At 73.1% G+C, this 24,454-nt stretch carries 26 protein-coding genes; 18 read left to right on the top strand and 8 right to left on the bottom strand.

The features are described 5' to 3' along the window. Positions 1 to 4: 4 nt before the first annotated feature. The 17 genes from CRP29_RS02740 to CRP29_RS02820 all read left to right on the top strand — a co-directional run bounded on the left by CRP29_RS02740 (position 5) and on the right by CRP29_RS02820 (position 16,193). The gene (locus CRP29_RS02740; RefSeq protein WP_097193501.1) at positions 5 to 457 is read left to right on the top strand and encodes a flagellar hook assembly protein FlgD; all 453 of its coding nucleotides are present in this window, start codon (positions 5 to 7) and stop codon (positions 455 to 457) included. 37 nt (positions 458 to 494) lie between these two features. Beyond that, positions 495 to 1,736, top strand: coding sequence for a flagellar hook protein FlgE (locus CRP29_RS02745; protein WP_097193502.1), 1,242 nt, complete (start codon positions 495 to 497; stop codon positions 1,734 to 1,736). Between the two features lie 217 nt (positions 1,737 to 1,953). Beyond that, positions 1,954 to 2,238, top strand: a complete 285-nt coding sequence (locus tag CRP29_RS02750; protein ID WP_097193503.1) for a flagellar FlbD family protein — start codon at positions 1,954 to 1,956, stop codon at positions 2,236 to 2,238. A gap of 3 nt (positions 2,239 to 2,241) precedes the next feature. Next, entirely contained in the window at positions 2,242 to 3,012 is a 771-nt protein-coding gene (locus CRP29_RS02755; protein WP_097193504.1) for a motility protein A, read from the top strand. A 73-nt stretch (positions 3,013 to 3,085) separates the two neighbouring features. Further along, positions 3,086 to 3,985: a flagellar motor protein MotB gene (locus tag CRP29_RS02760; protein WP_097193505.1), complete on the top strand. Its 900-nt coding sequence runs from the start codon at positions 3,086 to 3,088 to the stop codon at positions 3,983 to 3,985. Continuing rightward, positions 3,982 to 4,446: a flagellar basal body-associated FliL family protein gene (locus CRP29_RS02765; protein ID WP_097193506.1), complete on the top strand. Its 465-nt coding sequence runs from the start codon at positions 3,982 to 3,984 to the stop codon at positions 4,444 to 4,446. The genes CRP29_RS02760 and CRP29_RS02765 overlap by 4 nt, the downstream gene beginning before the upstream one ends. A gap of 178 nt (positions 4,447 to 4,624) precedes the next feature. Further along, entirely contained in the window at positions 4,625 to 5,608 is a 984-nt protein-coding gene (locus CRP29_RS02770; RefSeq protein WP_245852350.1) for a flagellar motor switch protein FliM, read from the top strand. Next, entirely contained in the window at positions 5,605 to 6,336 is a 732-nt protein-coding gene (fliN, locus tag CRP29_RS02775; protein WP_097193508.1) for a flagellar motor switch protein FliN, read from the top strand. Before CRP29_RS02770 ends, fliN begins: the two co-directional genes overlap by 4 nt. A gap of 73 nt (positions 6,337 to 6,409) precedes the next feature. After that, the gene (locus CRP29_RS02780) at positions 6,410 to 6,835 is read left to right on the top strand and encodes a FliO/MopB family protein (protein ID WP_097193509.1); all 426 of its coding nucleotides are present in this window, start codon (positions 6,410 to 6,412) and stop codon (positions 6,833 to 6,835) included. Then, entirely contained in the window at positions 6,832 to 7,686 is an 855-nt protein-coding gene (fliP, locus tag CRP29_RS02785; RefSeq protein ID WP_097193510.1) for a flagellar type III secretion system pore protein FliP, read from the top strand. The genes CRP29_RS02780 and fliP overlap by 4 nt, the downstream gene beginning before the upstream one ends. A gap of 2 nt (positions 7,687 to 7,688) precedes the next feature. After that, a complete protein-coding gene (fliQ, locus tag CRP29_RS02790; RefSeq protein WP_097193511.1) occupies positions 7,689 to 7,964 on the top strand; it encodes a flagellar biosynthesis protein FliQ in 276 nt (91 codons plus the stop codon). A gap of 3 nt (positions 7,965 to 7,967) precedes the next feature. Next, positions 7,968 to 8,732 carry a flagellar biosynthetic protein FliR gene (gene fliR, locus CRP29_RS02795; protein WP_097193512.1) on the top strand — a complete coding sequence of 255 codons (765 nt, stop codon included), beginning with the start codon at positions 7,968 to 7,970 and terminating at the stop codon, positions 8,730 to 8,732. A 16-nt stretch (positions 8,733 to 8,748) separates the two neighbouring features. Continuing rightward, positions 8,749 to 9,900 (top strand): EscU/YscU/HrcU family type III secretion system export apparatus switch protein, encoded by a 1,152-nt coding sequence (locus CRP29_RS02800; RefSeq protein ID WP_097193513.1) that lies wholly within the window; start codon positions 8,749 to 8,751, stop codon positions 9,898 to 9,900. Positions 9,901 to 9,993: 93 nt separating this feature from the next. Next, positions 9,994 to 12,039, top strand: coding sequence for a flagellar biosynthesis protein FlhA (gene flhA, locus CRP29_RS02805; protein WP_097193514.1), 2,046 nt, complete (start codon positions 9,994 to 9,996; stop codon positions 12,037 to 12,039). Next, positions 12,020 to 14,860, top strand: coding sequence for a hypothetical protein (locus CRP29_RS02810; protein ID WP_097193515.1), 2,841 nt, complete (start codon positions 12,020 to 12,022; stop codon positions 14,858 to 14,860). Before flhA ends, CRP29_RS02810 begins: the two co-directional genes overlap by 20 nt. After that, entirely contained in the window at positions 14,857 to 15,099 is a 243-nt protein-coding gene (locus tag CRP29_RS02815; protein ID WP_097193516.1) for a hypothetical protein, read from the top strand. Before CRP29_RS02810 ends, CRP29_RS02815 begins: the two co-directional genes overlap by 4 nt. A 164-nt stretch (positions 15,100 to 15,263) precedes the next feature. Continuing rightward, positions 15,264 to 16,193, top strand: a complete 930-nt coding sequence (locus CRP29_RS02820; RefSeq protein ID WP_141437032.1) for a type IV toxin-antitoxin system AbiEi family antitoxin domain-containing protein — start codon at positions 15,264 to 15,266, stop codon at positions 16,191 to 16,193. A gap of 88 nt (positions 16,194 to 16,281) precedes the next feature. Here the strand turns inward: CRP29_RS02820 and phoH2 are convergent, their stop codons facing one another. The 4 genes from phoH2 to CRP29_RS02840 all read right to left on the bottom strand — a co-directional run bounded on the left by phoH2 (position 16,282) and on the right by CRP29_RS02840 (position 20,161). Next, positions 16,282 to 17,577, bottom strand: coding sequence for an RNA 5'-3' helicase PhoH2 (phoH2, locus tag CRP29_RS02825; protein ID WP_097193518.1), 1,296 nt, complete (start codon positions 17,575 to 17,577; stop codon positions 16,282 to 16,284). Positions 17,578 to 17,838: 261 nt separating this feature from the next. Continuing rightward, positions 17,839 to 18,135 carry a hypothetical protein gene (locus tag CRP29_RS02830; protein WP_097193519.1) on the bottom strand — a complete coding sequence of 99 codons (297 nt, stop codon included), beginning with the start codon at positions 18,133 to 18,135 and terminating at the stop codon, positions 17,839 to 17,841. A 5-nt stretch (positions 18,136 to 18,140) separates the two neighbouring features. After that, complete coding sequence (locus CRP29_RS02835) at positions 18,141 to 19,358, bottom strand: DUF885 domain-containing protein (protein WP_097193520.1); 1,218 nt, start codon at positions 19,356 to 19,358, stop codon at positions 18,141 to 18,143. 23 nt (positions 19,359 to 19,381) lie between these two features. Continuing rightward, positions 19,382 to 20,161: an isoprenyl transferase gene (locus tag CRP29_RS02840; protein ID WP_097193521.1), complete on the bottom strand. Its 780-nt coding sequence runs from the start codon at positions 20,159 to 20,161 to the stop codon at positions 19,382 to 19,384. A 116-nt stretch (positions 20,162 to 20,277) separates the two neighbouring features. Between CRP29_RS02840 and trhA the strand changes: the two genes are divergently transcribed. After that, positions 20,278 to 21,093 (top strand): PAQR family membrane homeostasis protein TrhA, encoded by an 816-nt coding sequence (gene trhA / locus CRP29_RS02845; protein ID WP_097193522.1) that lies wholly within the window; start codon positions 20,278 to 20,280, stop codon positions 21,091 to 21,093. A gap of 10 nt (positions 21,094 to 21,103) precedes the next feature. Here the strand turns inward: trhA and CRP29_RS02850 are convergent, their stop codons facing one another. Genes CRP29_RS02850 through CRP29_RS02865 form a run of 4 tightly spaced genes read right to left on the bottom strand, consistent with a single transcriptional unit; the run spans position 21,104 to position 24,414 of the window. Further along, positions 21,104 to 22,123, bottom strand: a complete 1,020-nt coding sequence (locus tag CRP29_RS02850) for an HAAS signaling domain-containing protein (RefSeq protein WP_097193523.1) — start codon at positions 22,121 to 22,123, stop codon at positions 21,104 to 21,106. Continuing rightward, complete coding sequence (locus CRP29_RS02855; RefSeq protein ID WP_097193524.1) at positions 22,120 to 22,494, bottom strand: PadR family transcriptional regulator; 375 nt, start codon at positions 22,492 to 22,494, stop codon at positions 22,120 to 22,122. The genes CRP29_RS02850 and CRP29_RS02855 overlap by 4 nt, the downstream gene beginning before the upstream one ends. A 49-nt stretch (positions 22,495 to 22,543) precedes the next feature. Then, on the bottom strand, positions 22,544 to 23,794 hold the full coding sequence (locus tag CRP29_RS02860; RefSeq protein ID WP_097193525.1) for a geranylgeranyl reductase family protein: 1,251 nt from the start codon (positions 23,792 to 23,794) through the stop codon (positions 22,544 to 22,546). Between the two features lie 23 nt (positions 23,795 to 23,817). Continuing rightward, positions 23,818 to 24,414 (bottom strand): hypothetical protein, encoded by a 597-nt coding sequence (locus tag CRP29_RS02865; RefSeq protein ID WP_097193526.1) that lies wholly within the window; start codon positions 24,412 to 24,414, stop codon positions 23,818 to 23,820. Positions 24,415 to 24,454: the final 40 nt, after the last annotated feature.

Below are 24,454 nucleotides of genomic sequence, written 5' to 3' on the forward strand. Positions count from 1 at the left end.
ACCCATGCCGGACGCAGTCAGCGGCACCCAGAACGTGCCCGTCACCTACGCGACCCCCCAGGTGGACCGCGGGGACCAGATGGGCAAGGACACCTTCCTCAAGCTCCTGGTCGCCCAGATGCGCTACCAGGACCCGTCCAAGCCTGTCGATTCCTCGCAGATGATCGCGCAGACCGCGACCTTCACCCAGGTCGAGAAGCTGGAGCAGATCGCCGCGAGCAGCGCCACGGCCCTGATCCTCCAGGAGCACGCAGCCGCGGGCGCCATGGTCGGCCGCCACGTCACGTACACCGACACCACCGGCACCTCGGTCACCGGGCTGGTGAGCTCCGTCCGGCTCGCCTCCGGCGACGGCGAGGCGGTGGCCGTCGTCGCCGGCCAGCAGGTCCAGGTCGGCCGCATCACCGCCATCTCCACCACGCCGAGCTCAGGGACGAGCTCCTCCGCGGCGTCCTGATCCACTTCCCACCCCGGCACCCGAGGAGACCCTTCCCATGCTCCGCTCCATGTTCTCCGCCATCTCCGGCCTCAAGGCCCACCAGGCAAAGATGGACGTCACCGGCAACAACATCGCCAACGTCAACACCGTCGGCTTCAAGAGCAGCAGCGCTGTCTTCCAGGACACCCTGTCGCAGGTCGTCCGGGCCGGCGGCGCCCCCGCCGCCGACCGTGGCGGCACAAACCCGGCCCAGGTGGGCCTGGGCGTCAAGCTCGCGGCGATCACCACCAACTGGACCAACGGCGCCGCCCAGTCGACCGGCCGCTCGACCGACTTCATGATCGAGGGCGACGGGTTCTTCGTCACCCAGGGTTCCGGCGGCGAGCAGCTCTACACCCGGGCCGGCTCGCTCTCGTTCGACGCCACCGGGCGCCTGGTGACCCCCGACGGCGGCATCCTGCAGGGCTGGATCGCGGGGCCCGACGGGACGATCAACCCGAACGGGCCGATCGAGGACCTGTCGGTGCCCTACGGCGCCGCCGTGCCGCCCACCGCCACGCGCACGTCGGTCGTGGAGGGCAACCTCGACTCCGCGGCGGCGGACGGGGCCTTCGTCCAGACGCCGGTGCGCATGTTCGACCAGATGGGCGTCCGGCAGGAGGTCACCTACACGTTCACCAAGACCGCCACCCCGAACACGTGGACCCTCGCGGTGGCCAACGGCGGCACGACGCTGCCGCTCAACAACGCCGACGGGACGCCCTTCGACGGGACGGTCACGTTCGACAACGACGGCACGATGCTGACGCCGGCCGCGGGGGTCACCTTCACCCCCGGGACGGCGAGCTGGCCCGGCGCCGTCGCCGTGGACCTGTCCGGCATCGACCAGTTCGGTGGCAAGAGCGAGGTCGTCCCCTCCGACGTCGACGGCTACGCGATGGGCACGCTGCAGGGCTTCTCGCTCTCCAACGACGGCACCATCACCGGCACCTACTCCAACGGGCTCCGGCAGAACCTGGGTCAGCTGGCCATGGCCTCGTTCAACAACCCGAGCGGCCTGGAGAAGGCCGGCAACTCCTCGTTCCGGGTCGCCCAGAACTCCGGCGAGCCCATGGTCGGCGTCGCCGGTGCCGGTGGCCGCGGCGTGCTGTCCTCCGGCGCGCTGGAGATGTCCAACGTGGACCTCTCCGAGGAGTTCACGAGTCTGATCGTCGCCCAGCGCGGCTTCCAGGCCAACAGCCGCGTGATCACCGCCTCCGACGAGCTCCTCCAGGACCTGGTCAACCTCAAGCGCTGATAGCCGGACCACGGCTCTCCGGGACCTCCTGCAGCGGAGGCCCCGGAGAGCCGCGGACGTTCTGCAGCGGATGTCCCGTCGCAGCGGGGCTCTCACCCTCCGGGGTGAGCCCCACCGCGGTCGCTTCGGCTCAAGTGCCGGGCCCGCGGAGCCGATGGTGACAGTGACGATTCCCGCCCGTCCCGACTTCCGCCCCACCGAGCAAGAGGACTGTCCCGTGATCCGTGTGACCCGCCTGAACGGGGAGCAGTTCGCGCTCAACCCCGACCTCATCGAGCGGGTCGAGGCGCACCCCGACACCGTCGTCTTCCTCTTGGAGGGGACCCGGTACGTGGTGACGGAGTCCGTGGACACGGTCATGCGTGACATCCGCGAGTACCGCGCCGGCATCCTCGCCACCAGCTACGAGATGGACCGCGGCGAGTACCGCTCCCACCGTGCCGAGGCCCTGCCCGTCGGCGACTCGTCGGTCGTGCCGTTCCCGGTCCGAGAGGAGCGCTGACCCGTGGACCCCGTGACCCTGATCGGCTTCGGCATCTCCGTCGTCGCGCTGTTCGTCTTCATGACCCTCGAGGGGGTCGCGCCGATGACGCTGCTCTTCCTGCCGGCGATCATCCTCGTGATCGTGGCCACCTTCGGTGCGGCCATGGCCAGCCAGACCATGGCCGACCTCAAGAAGATGCCGGCCTGGTTCAAGATGGCCGTGCTCCCGGCCAAGGTTCCGCCGCCGACCGACCAGATCCAGATCCTGGTCTCCCTCGCGGAGAAGGCCCGCAAGGAGGGCCTGCTCGCGCTGGAGGCGCAGGTCAAGGCGATCGAGGACCCGTTCCTCAAGCGCGGCCTGCAGATGGGCATCGACGGCACCGACCCCGAGGAACTGCGCGACGTCCTGGAGAGCGAGATCTCGGCGAAGAAGGCCGAGGACAAGGTCGCCGCGAAGTTCATGAACGCCATGGGTGGCTACGCGCCCACCATCGGCATCCTGGGCTGCATCGTCGGCCTGATGAACGTCATGGCCAACCTGGACCGACCCGAGACCCTCGGGCCGATGGTCTCCGCCGCGTTCATCGCCACGCTCTGGGGCGTCATGGCGGCCAACTTCTGGTTCCTGCCGATGGGCGCCAAGATCCTCCGGGTCAGCGAGCTGCAGGCCGCCCAGATGGAGCTGCTCGTCGAGGGCATCGCCGAGATCCAGGCCGGCACCAGCCCGCGCGCGGTCCGCCAGAAGCTCAACGCGCTCATCCCGCCGAGCGAGCTGGCCAAGGCAGCAGCGTGAGCGAGCTTGCGAGCTCCGCCAGGGGCACAGCGAGTCCGCGAAGCGGACCGACGAGCGCCGGCGAGGAGGACCGATGAGCGGCGGACACGGCCGCCGCCGCAAGAAGCACGAAGAGCACGAGGAGCACGAGAACCACGAGCGGTGGCTCGTCTCGGCCTTCGACATGATGACGCTGCTCTTCGTGGTGTTCGTCGTGCTCTTCGCGATGAGCAAGGTGGACGAGGACAAGTTCGCCGCCCTGGCCAAGGGCCTCGCGGAGAGCTTCGGCGGCCCCATCGTCGTCACCCCCGGGCCGACGCCGGACGGGTCCGTGCTCGACGGGCTGCCCGGGGCGATCGACATCGCCTCGGCGATCCCGCCGAACCCCACCGTCCCCGAGGCGGAGGTCGACGCCGCCGCCGCGGCCGCGGCCGCCGAGCGCGCCCAGCGGGTCGCCGCCGAGGCCGCCGACGCCTACGACGAGCTCGCCGCTGCCCGCGCCGCGCTCGAGGCCGCGCTGGCCGAGGCCGGGTACTCCGGCGCGGCGCGCTTCGAGATCGACGAGCGGGGCCTGGTGGTGCACATCGTCGCCGACGCCGTCCTCTTCGACGCCGAGGAGGCCGCCCTCCGCCCGGAGGGCGCCGCCATCCTGGGCGCCATAGCCCCGACCCTCACCGACCTGCCCAACGTGCTGCGCATCGAGGGCCACGCGAACCACCTGCCCGTCACCCGCGGCGGCCCCTGGCCGTCGAACTGGGAGCTGTCGGGCTGGCGGGCCAGCACCGTGCTGCGCTACCTGGCCGGTGACGGCGTCCCCGAGGACCGCATGTCCTCGGCCGGCTACTCGTCCACCAAGCCGCTCGTGCCCATCTCCGACCCCACGGCGATCAGCGCGAACCGTCGCGTCGACGTCGTCGTCCTGTCCACCGCCTCTGCCGAGGCCAACGCACTGCTGCCAGGCATCGACGCCGCACAACAGGAGGCCACCCCATGAGCAAAAACTCGAAGACCGAGACCGACGAGGCCGCCCCCAAGGGCAAGAAGAAGCTGTTCCTCGTCGTCGGAGTGGTCGTGCTGGCCCTGGCCGGCGCCGCCTACTTCTTCCTGTTCGCCGGCGGCGAGGCCGAGGCCGCAGCCCCCGAGCACGGCGGCTACGTCGCCCTCGAGCCGGTCGCGGTGAACCTGGCGGGCGGTGGCTACCTCAAGGTCGGCATCACCCTCGACATCACCGTCGCGGCGGCAGCCGGCGGCGGGCACGGCGGCGGCGCGACCGTCGACGGCGCCAAGGCCTACGACGCCATCATCTCCACGTTCTCGCAGGCGAACCCGGCCGACGTGATCGGCGCCCGGGACGCGCTGAAGGAAGCCCTCGAGCAGAAGATCATCGCCGCGTACACCGACCACGACGTCCCGATGGTCATGGGCATCTACTACACGGAGTACGTCACCCAGTAGCCGTCGCCGGGCGCCAGGGCAGAAATGGCCATTTCTGCCCTGGCGTCTCCGGCGCGCGGTTCGCCCCGACGACGCCCCTCCGATCCCCCCAGCACCACTCGCCACAGCTCTCCCGTCCGACCGGCCGGGCCCCGCACGCCGGTCAGGGTGACCCCGGTTCCCGCCGATGAGTTCCTCCGTGACCACCCCCGAGACCGGCCCGGCCCCCCACGGGGGAGCAGCACAGGCACCGGCGGCGGCACCGGTCAGCAGCACCCGCAGCCGCCGCGGCGAGCCGCGCACCTACGACTTCCGCCGGCCCACGAAGCTCTCCCGCGAGCACGTGCGCGTCATGCAGATCGCGCAGGAGTCGTTCGCCCGCCAGGCGACGACGATCCTCACCACGTTCCTCCGCGCCGGTGCGCGGCTGGAGCTGGTGAGCATCGAGCAGTTCTCCTACGACGACTACGTCAAGACGCTGCCCGACCCGGTGTTCATCACGACGTTCACCCTCGAGCCGCTGGCCGGCAAGGGCATGCTCGCCTACCCCCTCGACATCGCGATGGCGATCGTCGACCACATGCTCGGCGGCTCAGGCGCCGCCGCACAGCCCGCCCGGCCGATGACGGCGATGGAGACGTCCATCACCACTCACCTGCTGGAGCGTCTGCTGCACGAGTTCGCGGTCTCGTTCGCGACGATCACCGAGCTCCAGCCGGTGATGACCGGCTTCGAGTACAACCCGCAGCTGGCCCAGGCCGCGTCGGGGTCGGACACCGTCATGGTCGCGAACTTCGCCATGGCCGTGGGCGCCCGGGAGGGCGAGGCCACGCTGGTCCTGCCCTTCTCCTCGTTCGCCCAGTCGCTGAACAACGCCGCCTCGCCGCAGCTGTCGGAGTCCGCGCTGCGCAAGCGCAAGAAGGCGGCCGAGGCACTGGCCGCCCGCCTCAACCTCGTGCCGGTGGACGTCAGCGTGCGGTTCGCCCCGCTGTCGGTGTCCTCGGCCGACCTGCTCTCCCTCGCCGTCGGCGACGTCCTCCTGCTGCGCCATCCGCGTGACAGTCCGCTCGAGGTCACCACCAACGACACCACGTTCGCCTACGCGATCGCGAGCAACCACCGGCGCCGTCTGGCCGCCTCGATCGTCCCCACCCCGCACGCTGCCGTGAAGGACACCGCATGAGCACCGACAGCACCCAGGACTCCCAGACCGTCACCGCCGTGGTGGCCAGCGCTGCCCGGGCCGCCGCGACCCTGGTCCCGGCCACGACGCAGCTGGTCGCGGGCACCCCGGTCAGCGACCCCGACAGCGTCTCGCTCCCCCCGGGCGCGGCCTCGGCGGTCACGGCCGGCCTGTCGGGCGAGGTGACCGGCGACGTCGTCCTCGTCGTCTCCGCCGACGTCGTGGAAGCGCTGAGCAACTCCCCCGTCGGCAAGATGGACGTCGCGGCGGCACTGCGCCCGGCCCTCGAGGCCGCAGCGGCGACGCTCGGCCAGGTGCGCGTCGCCTCCGAGCGGCTCGTGGACCCGGTCACCGCCCTCGACGGGTTGCGCGACAAGGGCATGTTCGTCGCCGTCCCGCTCATGGCCGACGGCGAGCACCAGGCGACCTTCGCACTGCAGGTGGACCTGCCGGCCGCGCGCACCCCGAGCGGCAGCCTGGACCTGCTGCGCCACGTGGCCATGGAGGTCACCGTCGAGATCGGCCGCACCCGGATGACCGTCCAGGAGCTGCTCTCGCTGCACCCGGGCGAGGTGGTCGAGCTCGACCGTGCGGCCAGCGCGCCGGCGGACCTGCTGGTCAACGGCACCCTCATCGCCCGCGGCGAGGTCGTGGTCGTCGACGAGGACTTCGGCCTGCGGATCAGCGAGATCGTCAGCGACGCCGCCGAGCTGGGTGTGAGTGCGTGAGCGAGCTTGCGAGCTCACCCATGGGTGGAGCGACGTGGGTCATGGGAACGACGAGCGCCAGCGAGGAGTGGACATGACCTGGATGATCATCCGGCTGATCCTGTCGCTGGGGTTCGTCGCGCTGATCCTGCTGTACGCCGCGCGGCTCGCGAAGAAGCGCGGCCTCGGGCAGGGGTCGAACCTGATCGAGGTCGTCGCGCGCCAGCGCATGGGCCGCTCGAGCACGGTCAACGTCATCCGCATCGCCGACGTCGTCCTGGTCGTCGGCGCCACCGAGGAGCAGGTCACGCTGCTCGCCGAGCTCGACTCCGAGGCCGTCGACGCCGCGCAGCGCGAGCGGACGCCGATGCGCCTGGCGACCGCGCCCGACTCCCACGACGACTCCCCCACCCTGGTCGCCCGGTCCACGTCCGGCGCGCTCGCCGGCTCGGTCCTGGACCGCGACGGCTGGGGCAACCTGGTCCACCAGCTCCGCGAGCGGACGGTCCGCCGGTCATGACCGCCCCGCTCCGACGGCGGTCGCGGCTGGACGTGGCCCGGTGGCGCGCGACGGTCGTCCTGCTGCTGACGCTGCTCGCCGGCCTCGCCGCGGTGCTCGCGGCCGGCCCGGCCGCAGCCGTGCCGACGGCGCCCACCGCGCCCACCGACCCGGTCGCGCCGGTCGTCCCCGGCGTCGGCGGCGCCGACGGCGGCGTGGACATCTCCATCGGCGGCGGCTCGGCGAGCACGTCGATCACGCTCATCCTGGCCATCACCGTGCTCTCGGTGGCCCCGTCGGTGCTGCTTCTCGCGACCTCGTTCACCAAGATCATCGTCGTCCTGGGGATCACGCGGAACGCCCTCGGGCTGCCCACCTCGCCGCCCAACCAGGTGCTCACCGGCCTGGCCCTGTTCCTCACGCTGTTCGTGATGGGCCCGGTGTTCGGCGACATCAACGACGTCGCCGTGCAGCCCTACATGGACGGCGCCATGTCGGTCTCGCAGGCCTACGACGCCGGCGTCGTCCCGCTGCGGGAGTTCCTCCTGGGCAACACCCGCGAGGACGAGCTGAAGCTGATGATCGGCCTCTCCGGCGAGGAGGCACCGGCCGACGCGAGCGCGGTGAGCATGACCACCCTCGTCCCCGCGTTCGTGCTCTCCGAGCTCAAGAGCGCGTTCATCATCGGGCTGGTCATCTTCATCCCGTTCCTGGTGCTCGACATGCTGGTCAGCGCCTCGCTGATGTCGATGGGCATGATGATGGTGCCGCCCACGATCGTCTCGCTGCCGTTCAAGCTGCTGCTGTTCGTCGTGGTCGACGGCTGGTCGCTGATCACCACCGCGCTCGTCGGCTCGTACGGGGGTGGGTAGCGATGTCTGACGCCGACGTCACGGAGATCGCGGCCCAGACGATGATGCTGGCCGCCAAGGTCGCCGCCCCGATCCTGCTCACGGCGCTGGCGGTGGGCTTCCTGATCTCGCTGTTCCAGGCCGCCACGCAGATCCAGGAACCGACCCTGTCGTTCGTGCCCAAGATGATCTCGGTCGCCGTCGTCCTGCTGATCACCGGGAACTGGGTCCTCTCCTCCCTGGTGGACTTCACCGAGCACCTGTTCGACCAGCTGCCCCGACTGCTCGACCGGACCTGAGCGATGGACCTCACGGTCCCCGCCGTCACCCTGGTCGCGCTGCTGCTCGGCACCGCACGGGCCGCAGGGTTCGTGCTGCTGGCTCCGCCGTTCAACTCGCGGACCATCCCGGCACCGGTCAAGGGCGCGCTGGCGATGGCCCTGTCGCTGCTGCTGTCGACCCAGATCGCACCGACGCTGCCCGAGCCGACGGCCGGCTTCATCGTCGTCGCGGCCGTGACCGAGGTGATCATCGGCGCGGCGCTCGGCTTCGTCGTCCAGGTGCTCTTCACCGCCGTGCAGATGGCCGGTGACCTCATCGACGTGACCGGCGGTTTCTCGCTCCAGCCGGCCTACGACCCCCTCTCCATGACCCAGAACGCGTCCATCGGCCGGCTGCACTACCTGCTCGCCGTCACCCTGCTGTTCACCAGCGGTGGTCATCTGCTGCTGGTGAAGGGGTTCGCCACCTCCTACCAGGGGATGCCGGTCGGCGGCGAGGTCCCGGTCGACCAGCTCGGGGCGGTGCTCATCCAGGCTGTGTCGATGATGTTCCTGGCCGCCCTGCAGATCGCCGGGCCGATGGTGGCCGTGCTGCTGCTGGCCGACGTCGCGCTCGCCCTGCTCAGCCGGGCGGCACCTGCGCTCAACATCTTCGCGATCGGCTTCCCGGTCAAGATCACGCTGACCCTCGTCATGCTCGGCCTCACCTTCCCGCTGCTGCCACCGGCGCTCGACGCGCTGCTCGAGCACGGTGTGCAGGCCATGACCTCCCTCCGGAGCGGCTGACCCGTGGTGATGACCCGTGGCTAAGGACGGTCCCGGCGGTGAGAAGACCGAGAAGCCCACGCCCCAGCGCCTGAAGAAGGCGCGCAAGGAGGGGCAGATCCCGCGGACCCAGGAGCTGGGCACCTGGGCGGGCATCGCGGCGGCCAGCGTGCTGCTGCCGATGATCGCGGGCAAGGGCTTCGCGGAGGTGCAGACGCTGTTCGTGCAGATCGGCGCCGTGGCCACCCAGCCCGAGGTCTCGGCGATCTCCGCACTCCTCGGTCAGGCGCTGACCGCATTCGTGATGACGGTGCTGCCGCTGGCGCTGGGCCTCATGGTCGTCGGCCTCGTGGCGTCCGCCAGCCAGGGCGGCGTCACCTTCGCCACCAAGGGGATGAAGCCGACGCTGAAGAAGTTCAACCCCCTCACCGGCATGAAGCGCATGTTCGGCACCCAGGGCCTGTGGGAGGTGACCAAGGCGCTGATCAAGACCATCGCGCTCGCGACGGTCGTGGTCATCACCAGCGACCGGGCGCAGACCCTGGTCTCGTCGGCCGGCGCGCTGCCGCTGTCGGCGGTGGTGGACACCTTCGTGGACTCGGCGATCCTGATGTTCCGGGTCGTCGCGATGACCGGGCTGGTGATCGCGATCGCCGACTACCTGGTCGTCCGCAAGAAGATGATGAAGCAGCTCAAGATGAGCAAGTACGAGATCACCCGGGAGTACAAGCAGGCCGAGGGCGATCCGTACATGAAGGCCCACCGCAAGGGGGTGGCCCTCTCGATGTCGCGCAACCGGATGATGGCCGAGGTCGCCGAGGCCGACGTCCTGCTGGTCAACCCGACCCACGTCGCCGTGGCGCTCAAGTACGAGGCGGCCAAGGGCGCACCGCGGGTCGTGGCCAAGGGCGCCGGCGAGATCGCCGCCAAGCTGCGCGAGGTCGCCGCCGAGGCGCGCGTGCCCATGGTCCAGGACATCCCGCTCGCCCGGGCCCTGCACGCGTCGTGCGAACTGGGCCAGGAGGTGCCGCCCCAGCTGTTCACCGCCGTCGCCCGGGTGCTCGCCTTCGTCATGCACCTGGGCGCCCGCGGCGTGCGCGGTGGCCTGCACCGGCCCGGCTTCGAGCCGCCGGACACCTCCGACCTGCCCAAGGCCGGTCGCCGCCGCGCCGTCCAGCCCGCCGCCTGACGCACTCCTCCGGCGGTACCGAGCACGCCCCCGCCTGCCGATGAAGGGGAACGTGAGCCAGCCCCCGTCTTCCGCACCCCTGGTGGTGGGCGAGTGAAGGGGGTCGCCAAGGTCGCCGTCCCGGTCGGCGTCGTCGCGATCGTGCTCATGCTGGTCGTGCCCATGCCGGCGGCCCTCATGGACCTGCTGATCGGCCTGAACCTCGCGGTCGCACTGCTGGTCCTGCTCGTGGCCATGCAGATCCGCAAGCCGCTGGACTTCGCGGTCTTCCCCTCGCTGCTGCTGATCGCGACGCTGTTCCGGCTGGCGCTCAACGTCTCCTCGACGCGGCTGGTGCTCACCGACGGCTACGCGGGCAAGGTGATCGAGGCCTTCGGGCACATCGTCATCGCCGGCTCGCTGGTCGTCGGCCTGGTGATCTTCGTGATCCTCACCGTCGTGCAGTTCGTGGTCATCACCAACGGTGCCGGCCGCGTGGCCGAGGTCGGTGCCCGCTTCACCCTCGACGCCATGCCGGGCAAGCAGATGGCCATCGACGCCGACCTCAACGCCGGGCTGATCAACGAGGCGCAGGCGCGCAAGCGCCGCCACGAGGTCACCGCCGAGGCCGACTTCTACGGCTCGATGGACGGTGCGTCGAAGTTCGTCAAGGGCGACGCCATCGCCGGCATCATCGTCACGCTGGTGAACCTCATCGGCGGGTTCGCGATCGGCGTCATGCAGCGCGGGATGGCCCCCGGCGAGGCGGTGACGACGTTCTCGCTGCTGACCGTCGGCGACGGCCTGGTCTCGATGATCCCGGCGCTGCTGATGTCCACCGCGACCGGCATCATCGTCACCCGGTCGGCCACCGAGGGCGACATGGGCACCGACCTCATCGCCCAGCTCGGCCGCTTCAAGCAGCCGGTCCGGATCGCCGGCGGCGCCTCCCTCGCTCTCTGCCTCATCCCCGGTCTCCCCAAGCTGCCGTTCCTGCTCGTGGGCGGGCTGTTCCTCATCGCCGCGGCCCGCATGACCGAGACGCCGCTGGTCGACGAGGAGGCCGAGGCCGCGGCCGCCGCGATCGACGCCGAGCCGCAGCCCGACTCCCCCGAGGCGATCGTCGAGAAGATGCGGGTCGACCCGCTGGAGCTCGAGGTCGCCTTCGACCTGGTCGAGCTGGTCGACGCCTCCCGCGGCGGTGACCTGCTCGACCGCGTCAAGGCGTTGCGCCGGAAGGTCGCCATGGAGACCGGCCTGGTCATCCCGCTGGTCCGCACCCGCGACAACCTGGACCTGCAGGGCTCGCAGTACGTCATCTGGCTCAACGGCGTCCCCGCCGCCAAGGGCATCTCCCCCGCCGGCACCGTGCTCGCGATCGGGGACAACCTCGACGGGCTGCCCGGCAAGGCCACCCGCGAGCCGGTGTTCGGCCTCGCCGCCAAGTGGGTGCCGGTCGAGCTGCAGCGCGCCGCGGAGATGGCCGGCGCCACCGTCGTCGACCGCTCGTCGGTGATCACCACGCACCTGGCCGAGGTCGTCCGCCAGAACGCGGCGGACCTGCTCGGCCGCGAGGACGTGCGCCTGCTCGTGGAGATGATCCGCCGCACGCACCCCGTCGTCGTCGAGGAACTGACCCCCTCCCTGCTCACCCTGGGAGAGGTGCAACGGGTGTTGCACGCGTTGCTCGAAGAGGGTGTGTCGATCAGGGACCTGGTCCGCATCTTCGAGGCACTCTCTGTACGTGCGAAGCATTCGACCGATCTGGACGGACTGGTCGAGGCCGCGCGCAACGCACTCGGCTCCGCGATCAGCCACCCGTACGTGACCCCCGACGAGCGGCTGCACGTCTTCACCCTCGACCCCGGCTTCGAGCAGCGGCTCCTGGAGTCGGTGCGGCAGAGCGAGGCCGGCGCCGTCCTGGCCCTGGACGCCGGCACCGTCGACGCGCTGGTCGTGGGCTGCAGCGGGCTGCTCGAGGATGCCGAGCGTCAGGGCCTCTCCCCCGTGCTCGTGTGCTCGCCGCAGGTCCGCTCCGCCCTGGCGCGGCTCATGCGCCAGGTCCTGCCCCGCCTGCCGGTCATCTCGTACGCCGAGGTGTCCCGGACGGCTCAGATCGAATCGCTGGGAGTGGTGAGCGGTGCCGTTGCGATCCGTTGAGGCAGCCAGCCGGGACGACGCCATCGCGGCGGCCCGGGAGCAGTTCGGCCCGTCCGCCCGGGTGGTCGGCGTGCGCCGGATCCGCTCCGGCGGCGTCCTCGGGTTCTTCGCGACCGAGCGCTACGTGGCCGAGGTCGCGCCCGAGCCGGCCGGCGCCCCGGGCCTGCCCGCCGCCGTGCCCGCCCGCCCCGCCGGCGCCCTGACCGAGGACCCGGACACCGGCTCGCTGCGCGCCTACGGGTCTCCCCTGGCCGCGGCCTCGCCGGCCCGCGCGCGCCCCGCGCCGCCGCGCAACGGCGCCGCTGCCTGGGCCGCCGCGGCGGCCCGGTCGGGCAGCCCGGCCGCACCCGCCGTCCCGGAGCTCGTCGGCGCCTCCTCGGGTGCCGGACGCCGGCCCGAGGCCCTGCGCCCCTCGCTCGAACCCCGCCCCTCCGAGCCCGCGGACGACGACCTGGTCGACGAGCTCGCCGGCCTGCTCGGTGTCCCGGCTGCGCCGCCCGTCCAGCGGAGCGCGGTGCCCGCCGCGCCTGCCGCCCGGGCCGCTGTGGCGCCGGCCAGCTTCCCGCGCACCAGCCGCTCGAACCTCCCGCCGGCGTTCCCGGTCGAGGACGACGCGGTCGGGGCGCCGTCGGCTCCCGTGTCCAGCGCACCCTCACCCTTCACCGCCGCGCTGGCCCGGATGGTGGCCGGCGACCGGGACGTCCAGCACGCGGTGCGCGAGGCGCTGGAGACGTCGGACGTCGCCCGGTCGGGCGACGAGCAGGACGGGCTCCGGGCCTCGACGCCCGAACCCGAGGCAACGAGTTCGTCAGCGGTGCGGTCGCGCCAGGAGGAGGAAACGGTGGGAGACCAGGTCATCGCGCCGCCCTCTCCGTCGGTCGACGAGCGGGCGGACTTCGCCGCCTGGGCGGACGAGTCGTTCGCGGACGCCCCGTTCGCGGAGACATCGTTCGCGGAGACATCGTTCCCGGAGACCTCGTTCCCCGGGACGTCGTTCCTCGACGAGCCGGCCGCCATCGAGCCGGCGGTCGCCCAGCCGGTGTCCCGCGAGGAGGCGATCGCCGAGGTGCTGCGCGCCGCTCTGGCGGAGGGGCACTCGGACGACGCCCTCGCCGGGATCCTGCGCGCGGTCGTGGCCGGCGACTCGCCGCAGGACGTGCTGGCCGAGTCGGTCGAGGGCCTGGTCGTCGAGGTGGCCCCGGTCGTCGAGGTGGTCCCGGTGGTCGAGGTGGTCGCCGAGGTCGAGGTGCCCGTCGTCGAGCCGTCGGTCGTCGAGGTGGCCCAGGTCGAGATGCCCGTCGAGGTGCCCGTCGTCGTCGAGCAGGTTCCGGCCGTCGCCGTCGCGCAGTTCGACCTGTTCGCCCCGGTGACCCCGCCGGCCGTCGTCGCTCCGGTCGCGCCCGCGGCGGAGCCGTCGTCGCCGGTCCGGCTGTGGGGCGAGGTGTCCACGCCGGCCCCGGCCACGACGTCCGCAGCCGCCAGGCCGAACGCCGACATCTGGGGCGATGTCGCACCGGCCGTGCCCGCCCCGACCGCCGCGACCCCGCTGTTCGAGACCCCGCTGTTCGAGGAGGCTGCCGACGAGGCCGTCGCCGCGGAGATCGACGAGGTGGAGGTCGACGTCCCGGAGGAGGTCCTCGCCGAGGACACCGCCGCCGAGGACACCGCCGCGGAGGACGTCGTCGCCGAGACCCTCGCGGAGGAGGCCGGCTCCGCGCTGGACCTCGAGGTGGCACCGCTGCTCGCCCGCACCGCCAGCGACCCCGCGCCGCTGACCGGGTCCGCGAGCATGGACGCGACCACCGTCATGCCGCCGCTGTCTCTCCTGCCGGGATCGTCGTCCCGTGGCCGCGGGCTGCCGCCGGTGCCGCCGCGTTCCGGCCGCCCGCCGGTGCCGCCGTCGAGCGGACGCGGGACCGCGCGCTCCGAGCGCCCGGCGTCCTCCCCCCGCACCCCCGACCTGCTGGCCACGGTGACCCGGCTGCCGGTGGCACCGCTCATGGCCACGCCCGAGACGCCGGACATGCCGGAGCTGGCCGAGCTCGCCGACCTCATCGAGGCCGACGGTTCGGGTCTGCTGGACTCGCCGGTGCTGCCCGCAGCCGTGCCCGAGCGGCCGACCCGGGTGTGCATCGCCCCGCCGCGCACTCCCGCGGAGGTGGTCTCCCGGCTCGCCGACCTCGGTGTCCCGGCCGATCTGCTCGGTGCGGCGTTCCTCGCCGACGTCGAGGCCCACGGCACCTACGCCGCGCTCACCCGCGCGCTCGCCGACCGGCTGCCGGAGGCACCGGAGCTCCCGACCGGCGCCGGCGACGTCCTCTTCCTCGTGGGCCCGGGCGTGGAGACGCTGCGCGCCGCGCGCTCGCTGGCCGCGACCCTGCGGCTGGATCCCGACCGCGTGCAGTGGGCCACCCGCGGGGACCTCGTGGGCCTGGCTCCCGAGGCCAGCCGGATGAGCACCATCGACGCCGCGCTGCGCCGCCGGCAGGACGCCTCGACGTCCGGCACCGTGACGATCGTCGCCGTGGACGCACCGCTGCGCAGCGACGCCTACTGGATGGCGCAGATGCTGGCCATCTGGACGCCGGTCGCCGTGTGGGCCGTGGTCGAGGCCACCCGCAAGCCCGAGGACCTCGAGCACTGGGTCGACGGCCTGGCCCGCGTCGACGCCCTCGTCGTCCAGGACACCGACCTCTCCGCCGACCCGGCCGCCGTGCTGGACCGCCTGGCCGCTCCCGTGGCGGTCGTCGACGGCGTCCGCGCCACGCCGCACCGGTGGGCGTCGGTGCTGTGCGAGCGGCTGGAGAGCGCGCCGGCATGAGCCCCTTCCGGTGGGACGTGCTGCAGGTGGGGTTCCTGCTGGCCCTGCCGGTGCTCGCGCTCGGGCTGCGCGGGGACTTCACCGCCGAGGAGGTGACCCTCCGGCTGCCCTGGTGCCTGGCTGCCGGGTGGGCTGCGGTCGCGCTGCTGCGCTTCGCGACCACTCCCCCCGCGCCCGCCCGGAAGGTCGCCACCCGGAGCCCGGGGCAGGCGCCGGCCGAGGACGAACCCGCCCGCTGACGGGTCGCTCAGCATCACGGGCTCTTCTCGACCATTGCCGGGCCTGCACGGACGGCAACGGCGGTGGAACGCCGGCAATCCGGCTCATCCACAGCCGTCGCCGTCATCCACGGTTCCTTCGCTCGACGTCCCGCTGGCCTGGTGTGCGCGCGACCGTGGCCCGCATGGATTCCACGCCACCACCCCGCCTCCACCTTCGCCGGGACGCGCTCGCCCAGGGCTGGTCGGATGAGGAGCTCGGCCGGCTCACCCGGCAGGGCGACTGGACACGCCTGCGCCGTGGCGCGTACGTCGAGGCCGCGGAGCCTCCGGACGCAACGACCCGTCACCGTCTGCTGATCGACGCGGCACTCGCCGGCCTGCAGCGGCCCGCTGTCGTGAGCCACCAGTCGGCGGCCGTGCTGCTGGGTTTTCCGCTGTGGGGCTGCCGTCTGGACCAGGTGCACGTCACTCGACAGCCGCGGGCCACGACCGCCATCGGCCGGTCACTGCGCGTCCACGTCGCCAGGCTGCAGGACGACGACGTGGTCGTCGTCGGCGGGATCGCGGTGACCTCTCCGCTCCGTACCGCGCTGGACCTCGCGCGGACCATCCCGTTCGAAGCAGCCGTGGCCAACCTCGACGCAGCCCTCCGCCGTGACCTCGTCGACCACGACGCGCTCCGGTCCCGGGTAGCCGCGGCCGCGGGGGTCACGGGCGTCCGGCAGGCGGTGCGGGTCACCGTGGCCGACGCGCGCAGCGAGAGCGTGGGCGAATCCCGGAGCCGCGTGCTGCTCCACCGCCTCGGTCTGCCGCCGTCCGACCTGCAGTTCGAGGTGCGCACCCCGAGCGGCCTGGTCGTGGCGCGGACCGACTTCGTCTGGGAGGAGGAGCGGGTGGTGGGCGAGTTCGACGGGCGGGTGAAGTACGGGCGGCTGCTCCGCCCCGGCCAGCACCCCGGAGACGCGGTGTTCGAGGAGAAGCGGCGGGAGGATCTGATCCGCGACGAGGACTGGCGCGTGGTTCGGTGGACCTGGGGTGAGCTGGTGCACCCGGCATCGGTGCACCGTCGGGTGCAGCGTGCGCTGGTGCGGGGCGCCGGCCGCCTCGGCTGACCCGCATTGCGGGCGCTGTCCGAGGATTGCGGCCCCTACCAGGCACGCAACGTTCGAACAACGCCCGCAATGAGCACCCCGGAGCGGGTCAGAGGGGCAGGTCCTCCAGCATCTCGGTGACCAGCGCGGCGATCGGCGAGCGCTCGGAGCGGGTCAGCGTGATGTGCGCGAACAGCGGGTGCCCCTTGAGGTTCTCCACCACCGCGGCGATGCCGTCGTGCCGGCCCACGCGCAGGTTGTCGCGCTGGGCGACGTCGTGGGTGAGGACCACCCGCGAACCCGCACCCAGCCGGGAGAGCACGGTGAGCAGCACGCCGCGCTCCAGCGACTGCGCCTCGTCGACGATCACGAAGGAGTCGTGCAGGGACCGCCCGCGGATGTGCGTGAGCGGCAGCACCTCGATCAGCCCCCGGTCGGCGATCTCGTCCAGGACGGCGGTCGACACCAGCGCGCCCAGGGTGTCGTACACCGCCTGAGCCCAGGGCGACATCTTGTCGCCCTCGCTGCCCGGCAGGTACCCGAGCTCCTGGCCCCCGACGGCGTACAGCGGCCGGAAGATGACGACCTTCTTGTGCGCCCGGCGCTCCATCACCGACTCCAGCCCCGCGCAGAGCGCCAGCGCCGACTTGCCGGTGCCCGCCCGGCCGCCGAGGGAGACGATGCCGATGTCGGGGTCGAGCAGGAGGTCCAGGGCCACGCGCTGCTCGGCGGAGCGGCCGTGCAGGCCGAACGCCTCCCGGTCACCGCGCACCAGCCGGACCTGCTTGTCGGGCAGCACCCGGCCGAGCGCGGAGCCGCGCGAGGACATCAGCACCAGCCCGGTGTGGGTCGGCAGCTCGGCGGCGGCCGGCAGGAAGACCTCGCCGGTCTCGTAGAGCTCTCCGAGCTCCGAGTCGTCCAGGGCGATCTCGGACATGCCGGTCCACCCCGTGTCGACGGCGTCGTGCACGCGGTACTCGTCGGTCGCCAGGCCCACCGCGGCGGCCTTCACCCGCAGCGGCACGTCCTTGGTGATCAGGCAGACGTCGCGGCCCTCGGCCCGCAGGTTCAGCGCGACGACCATGATCCGGCTGTCGTTGCTGTCGTTGCGGAACCCGGCCGGCAGGACCGAGGCGTCGCTGTGGTTGAGCTCGACGTGCACGGTGCCGCCGGACTCCCTCACCGCCACCGGGGAGTCGAGCCGGCCGTACCGGACCCGCAGGTCGTCGAGCATGCGCAGCGACTGGCGGGCGAACCAGCCCAGTTCGGGGTGGTCGCGCTTGGCCTCCAGCTCACCGATCACGACCAGCGGGAGCACGACGTCGGAGTCGCCGAAGCGCAGCAGCGCCCCGGGGTCGGAGAGCAGGACGGAGGTGTCGAGGACGTACGTGCGACGAGGATTCACGAGACGACTCCCGGAGGGCGGCGGGCAGCGCGCCCCGACTCGAAGGTGACCGGGCCCCGGCACGGAGGCCGGGTACCGGCCCCCCTGGTCGACGAACTCGTCAGCACCAACCGGGCCTCCCGTGAGCGGCGCGGGCAACTCCGAGCCGCTCACGGCGGACGTTAGGACGGCGTACCGACAACTGCGAGCCCCACCACGCCGGGCAACACAACGTTCACCCGACGGGGTACCTGCCGTCACAGCCGTCCCAGCGGTGGCCGGTCACTCCCAGGGCGGGCGAACGGCGGGTCGCTCCACCGTGTCGGTCCGGTAGCCGGCACCCGGCTGCTCGGGGAGCTCCGGCGGCCAGTCGTCGTCCTGCCCCTCGTCCCAGGCGTCCTCCTCGGGACCGCGTCGGTGACGCAGCGCCGCCAGTGCCCACAGCAGCGGCACGGCGAGCACGGGCCACTGCACCGTGGGCTCCCCCAGCCGGATCATCCCGACGACGAGGAAGACGGCCAGCCAGCCCGCCGTCCACAGCCCGAGCACCCGGGCGCGTTGCGGGTCGCGGTGGCTCACGGCGATCAGGCGGCCGCGAGCTCGCCGGCCACGGCGGCCGGGGTCAGCGGCTCGTCGAGCAGCCGCAGGAAGCGGTCCGCGACCGGCTGGCCCGCCGGGCGGGCGTCCAGCCACCGCGACAGCAGCCCGAAGCCTTCGACGTAGGTGGAGATGTAGGCCCGCCACAGCGGATCGGTGAGGAACCTGATCTGCTGGCGGGCGCGGTCCCCTGCCACGAGCGACCAGCGCTGCAGGTATGCGGCCACCTCCTCGGTGTCCGCGCCTCGGTCGTGCAGCAGGATCGCGGCGTCCTGACGCACCCGGTTCAGCGGCGCGGCCGCGGCGGCGATCCGCTCGGCGAGGGAGCCGTCGAAGCGCAGGCCGAGGTCGCCGAGGATCTCCGCGGACCAGGGCCCCCACCCCTCGCCGATCGCCGCCTCGACGCCCAGGTCGGCCAGACCCTCGGCCATGAGGCACTCGGGGGTGTTGACCAGGAACACCGTGTGCTCGGCGCGGCCGGCGCGCTCGACCAGCCCGAGCTCCTTGCGGCAGTGCTCGGTGTGGTGCCCCGGGTAGGACTCGTGGGCGACCAGGTGGGCGAGCTGGGAGAGCCGGTGCGGGAGGTCGGCGTTGATCGCGACGCGCGACCGGAAGCCGCCCTCGTAGTAGTTGAAGCCCGACCACGGCTTGTCGGTGACCACCTCGTAGCGGACGGTCTCGGCCTCGGGCAGCCCGTACTGCCCCCGCGCCCGGTCGCGCAGCGCGCTGGACAGGGCGTGGACCGCTGCCTCGAGCCGGCCCGGGGGGCACTCCTCCCGGCGCCGGTGGGCGGCGTACCGCTCGGTCAGCGCCCCGCTGCCGGGCAGCAGCGCGTCGAGCTCGGCGTGCGCCGCCGCGTACGTCGCCTCGTCCCCGAGGGCGACGTCGACCTGGAAGTAGCGGGACACCTCCTCGACGAACCCCACCGGCTCGCCGCTCAGCTTCCGGGCGCTGCACTCCAGGCCGGTCAGCTGGCCGCGGAGGAACTCGGTCCGATCGGCCGGCAGGCCCGCGGAGTCCAGCTCGCGGAGCAGGTCGCGGGCGCGGTCGCGCAGCTGCTGCGGCGTCGGTGCCGGCTCGTCGCCCACCTGCGCCCGGAGCCGCGGGTCGCCGGTGAACGCGTCGACGAAGCCGGGCTCGAGCCGGTCGAAGCGCAGCCCCAGCCGCACGTACTCCGCGGGCAGGTCGAGGGCTCCGGCGCTCATGCGGGCAGTCTCGCAGCCGCCGGCTACTCGCCGAAGCGGCGGTGCCGGGCCGAGTAGTCGCGCAACGCCCGCAGGAAGTCCACCCGGCGGAAGTCGGGCCAGTAGACGTCGGTGAAGTGGAACTCGGCGTTCGCCGTCTGCCAGAGCAGGAACCCGGACATCCGCTGCTCCCCGCTGGTCCGGATCACCAGGTCGCAGTCGGGCTGACCACGGGTGTAGAGGTGCTCGGCGATGTGCTCCACCTCGAGCACCTCGACGAGGTCGTCGAGGGCGGTGCCGCGGGCGGCGTGCTCGGCCAGCAGGGAGCGGACGGCGTCGGCGATCTCCCGGCGACCGCCGTAGCCGACCGCCAGGTTGACCGTGGCACCCGGCCGGTCCCGGGTGTCCTCCTCGGCCTGCTTGAGCACGGCCACGGTCTCCGGAGGGAGCACCTCGGAGGCGCCCATGGAGTTGACCTTCCACCGGCGGCCCGGGCCGGACAGGTCGATGGCGACGTCCTCGATGATCCGCAGCAGCGCGCTGAGCTCGGGCTCGGGACGGCGCAGGTTGTCGGTGGACAGCATGAAGAGGGTGACCACCTGCACGCCGGCGTCGTCGCACCAGCCCAGCAGGTCGATGATCTTGTCGGCGCCGCGCCGGTGGCCGTGGGCGACGTCCTCCAGCCCGATCGAGCGGGCCCAGCGCCGGTTGCCGTCCATGATCACCCCGACGTGGCGGGGGACGTCGGCACCGATCAGGGCGCGGGCCAGGCGGCGCTCGTAGACGTGGGTCAGCGCCTCCCGGATCGTCCGCCGCACACCCACGAACGCTCACCCTAGGCCTCGCCGCCGTGCCGGGTGGGAGACGGCTCGGCGGAGCTGGCAGCAAGCTCACAGTCCGTGCGGATGACGCCGGACCTACGGCTCCGTAACCTCGGCCTATGAGCCACCCCTCCCCCTCCACGAGCGAGCCCGTCCGGGTGGAGGCCGACAGCGCCGAACTCGAGGCGCCCCGCGACGAAGCGCGCACCGCCGTCCTCGCCGAAGGCGAGCAGGTCCAGCGCGAGTGGACCGCCGAGGACTTCGGCGACAGCGACTGGAACCACCCGGACACCCGGCCGCGCATGCGCGGCTGGCTGCACCTGTTCTCGTTCTTCGGCGCGATCCTCTCCAGCGGCGTGCTCATCCCGCTGGCGTTCGTGGAGAGCCCCCGGGCCGGCATGGCGGTCTCGGTCTACTGCCTGACGATCTGCGGTCTGTTCGGCATCAGCGCCCTGTACCACCGGCGCCGGTGGTCACCGCGCGGCTGGCGGATCATGAAGCGGCTCGACCACTCGATGATCTTCCTGTTCATCGCCGGCACCTACACGCCCTTCGCGCTCCTCGCCGTCGACCGCGTGACCGGCTTCTGGGTGCTCGCGGTCGTCTGGCTCGGCGCGCTCGGGGGCGTGACGCTGAAGATGACCTGGCCGACCGCGCCCCGCTGGGTGGGCGTGCCGCTGTACATCGCGCTGGGTTGGGTGGCGGTCTTCGTGCTGACCGACATCCTGCACTTCGCCGGCGTCGCCTCGCTGGTGCTGCTGGCGGCCGGCGGCGTGCTCTACACCCTCGGCGGGATCGCCTACGGCATCAAGAAGCCCAACCCCTGGCCCGGCACGTTCGGCTACCACGAGGTCTTCCACGCGATGACCGTCGTGGCCGCGATCTGCCACTACATCGCGGTCTACTTCGCGATGTACAACTCGCCCCTCACCTGAGCTCCGCCCCTCAGGGGACGGGCTCCACCGGGGGCGCCGGGAGGACGTCGGCCGGCGGCACCGGCTCACCGGGGACGGCGGACGGCGCGGGCTCCGACTGCGGCTCGGGGTCCGGTGCGGTGTCCGGCTCGATCCAGACCTCGCGGCCGGACTCGTCCCAGGTCAGCACCCGCTGCTGCTGCGGGAAGGCGTTGGCCGGTGCCGGCGGGTCCACGTCCAGGCGCCGTACCTCGCCGCCGTCGGCGGTGTAGGGCGCCAGGTTGTCGATCGGCCGCCCGTCCTGGTCGTAGAGCAACACCCCCTCCAACGGCTCGCCGGTGGACGAGTACGGGTGGATGTTGGTGATCGGCGTGCCGTCCTCGTGCGCCAGGTCCGGGGACGACGGCACCCCGGTGTTCCAGGCCATCGCCGGCTCCGGCGACCCGCCCGCACCGAAGACCGCGACCAGCGCGAGCAGCGCCAGCGCTCCGTTCGCGGCGACGGCGAGGCGCCGGTGGGCGAGGCCCGGATCGCGGCGCACGCGCAGGCCGCGCCGCACCGACCAGGTGACCGCCGCGGCCGTCAGCACCAGCCCGATGACCGGGCCCACCCCGAAGGTCGGCACCGGGAAGGAGTCGCTCCCGGCGAGGAGTGCGTCCGCGGCGACCAGCGCGGCCCAGGCCCGCAGCACCCACCAGGCCGGGCGCAGCTCGGGCAGGAAGTCCCGCACCGCGCCGTACGCCGGGGACGCCTGCAGGCGGTCGACGCCGGCACCGAACTCCGCACGCCAGCCCGGCAGGGGGCGGTCGACCGGGACGGCCGGCTCCGCCAGGCCGGCGGCCCGGCGGAGCTCGGCGGCGTACTCGGCCGGCGGACCCAGCCGGACGGTCAGTGGTTCCCCACCCTCGGCGGCGACCTCGACCAGGTGCTCCTCGAGGTCGTCGAGCAGCTCGGCCAGCTGCGCGGCCGAAACGTCCGCCAGCGCCGCCCGCACCTGGCGGGCGTAGGCGCGCACCTCGACGTCGGGCTCGGCCTGCTGGGCAGCGGTCATGCCGCCACCTCCTTCCGCGCGGCCAGGAGGGCCGCCATCGTGTCCGCGAATCCCGCCCAGGTCTTCGCCGAGCCCTCGAGCTCGGCCCGGCCGGAGGCGTTCAGGCCGTAGTACTTGCGGTGCGGCCCCGCCACGGAGGGGACGACGTAGGACGTCAGGTGCCCCGCGGCGAACAGCCGGCGCAGCGTGCCGTAGACCGAGGCGTCCGCGACGTCGTCGAGCCCGGCGGCGCGCAGCCGCCGGACCACGTCGTAGCCGTAGCCGTCCTCCTCGTCCAGGACGGCCAGGACGGCGAGGTCCAGGACCCCTTTGAGCAGTTGCGTGGTGTCCACGTGCACCTCCGGTTCGGTGCGACGCACGGTACTGCTCATTGCGCAGTAGTGCACGCAGTCGAGCACCGCTGGGCGCGGCGGGGCCGGCTCAGCTGAAGGGCGGGCGGTCGTCCAGCCGCACCGACAGCCGCCCCGCGGTGCGCCACAGCCGGGCGGTGAGGTCGCGGTCGGACTCGGTGACCAGGTTCCCCATGACCCGCAGGGCCACGGTCATCAGCGGGCGCGAGCGCATGCCCACCGGCCCCGCCGCGGGCAGGAAGCGCGGGAGGGTGAGCAGCCCGGCCAGGCGCCGGGCGATGGAGAAGGCCTCGCCGTAGTGCCGGCGGAGGGTCGCCGGCCACGCCGTCGCCCAGTCGGGCTCGTCCAGCAGGCCGGCGATGGTCCGGCCGGTCTCCAGGCCGTAGTCGATCCCCTCGCCGTTCAGCGGGTTCACGCAGCCGGCCGCGTCACCGATCAGGGCCCAGTTCCGCCCGGCCACGCCGGACACCGCGCCACCCATCGGCAGCAGCGCGGACGCCGGCAGCCGGACGGCGCCCTCGATCCCCCACTCGGCCCGGCGGGCGTCGGTGTAGCTCTGCAGCAGCGGCTTGAGCTGCACGCCGGCAGGGCGCCGGGCGGTGGCCAGCGTGCCGACGCCGATGTTGACCTCGCCCGCCTCGGCCCCCAGCGGGAAGACCCAGCCGTAGCCCGAGAGCAGCTCGCCGTCGACCCCGCGGAGCTCGAGGTGGGAGGAGATCCACTCGTCGTCGCTGCGGCTCGAGCGCACGTACCCGCGGGCGGCCACCCCGTAGGCGGTGTCGCGGTGCCACTCCCGGCCCAGCACGCGGCCCAGCGGTGAGCGGACCCCGTCGGCGACGACGAGCCGCCCGCACGCCACCGTCGACCGGGTGCCGTCGGTGTGCTCGAACACCACCGCGCGGACCTGCTCGCCGTCGCGCTCGACGTCGACCGCCCGGGCGCCGTCCGCGGGGGTGACCCCCGCGTCCAGGGCGACCTGCCGGATCCGCGCGTCGAGCTCGGTGCGGGGCACCGCGCTGCCGTGGTCGGGGAGCTCGCCGCCGGGCCAGGGCAGCTGCCACTCCCGCCCGAAGCCGGCGGCCCGCAGCCCCCGGTTCCGCGCCTTGCCGCGCGCCCAGTCGCCGAGGCCGAGGAGGTCCAGCTCGGCGATGGCGCGCGGGGTCAGGCCGTCGCCGCAGGTCTTGTCCCGGGGGAAGACGGAGGCGTCGGCGAGGACGACGTCCCGCCCGGAGCGCGCAGCCCAGGCCGCGGCGGCGGAGCCGGCCGGACCGGCCCCCACCACGAGGACGTCGGTCGCGGCGGGGACGGCACTGGCGGTCACGTCGCCCAGTGTCCCTGGTCGGCTCAGTCGGCCTGCGGCCCCCGCGCCCGGACCTCCTCCACCGACGCCATCGCCCGGCGCAGCTCGGCCAGCCACTCGTCGGCGTTGCGGCCCACCAGGCGCACGGCCCAGACCAGCGCCTCCGACCGCGACCGGGCGACCCCGGCGTCCACCAGGGTGTCCAGGACGAGCCGCTCGGGCTGGCGCAGCCGGGTCATGACGGGCATCGACAGGGTGGTGAACAGCTCCCGGCTCGTGCCGCAGGCGGCGCCCCACGCCACCGAGCGGCCGTAGCGCTCCTGGGCGGCGTCCGCGATCGCCATCCGCTCGCTGCGGGTGTCCTCGCGGAAGCGGGCGATCCGCCCGGCCTGCGCCGCGGCGGCGTCCCCCTCACCGGCGGCGGGTTCGGGCAGCGTGCCCACCACGGTGATCTCGTCGCGGTCGACGGTGAGCTCGACCGGCCCGGTGAACCAGCCGTCCGGGAGCCGGCCGGCGAACCAGCCGGCCACCTCCGCGCGCTCGACCGGCGGCGTCTCCTGGCTCCGGCTGCCGGACCCGCGACCGCGACCGCGGCGGAACGCGGCCCCGAAGTCGGCTTCGGCGAAACGGTGTGCGTGCATGGCGGCCTCCCGAGGCAGCGTGGTGATTACACGCTTACAA

The organism is Blastococcus aggregatus (assembly GCF_900221005.1).
In the GTDB taxonomy this organism is placed as follows: domain Bacteria; phylum Actinomycetota; class Actinomycetes; order Mycobacteriales; family Geodermatophilaceae; genus Blastococcus; species Blastococcus aggregatus.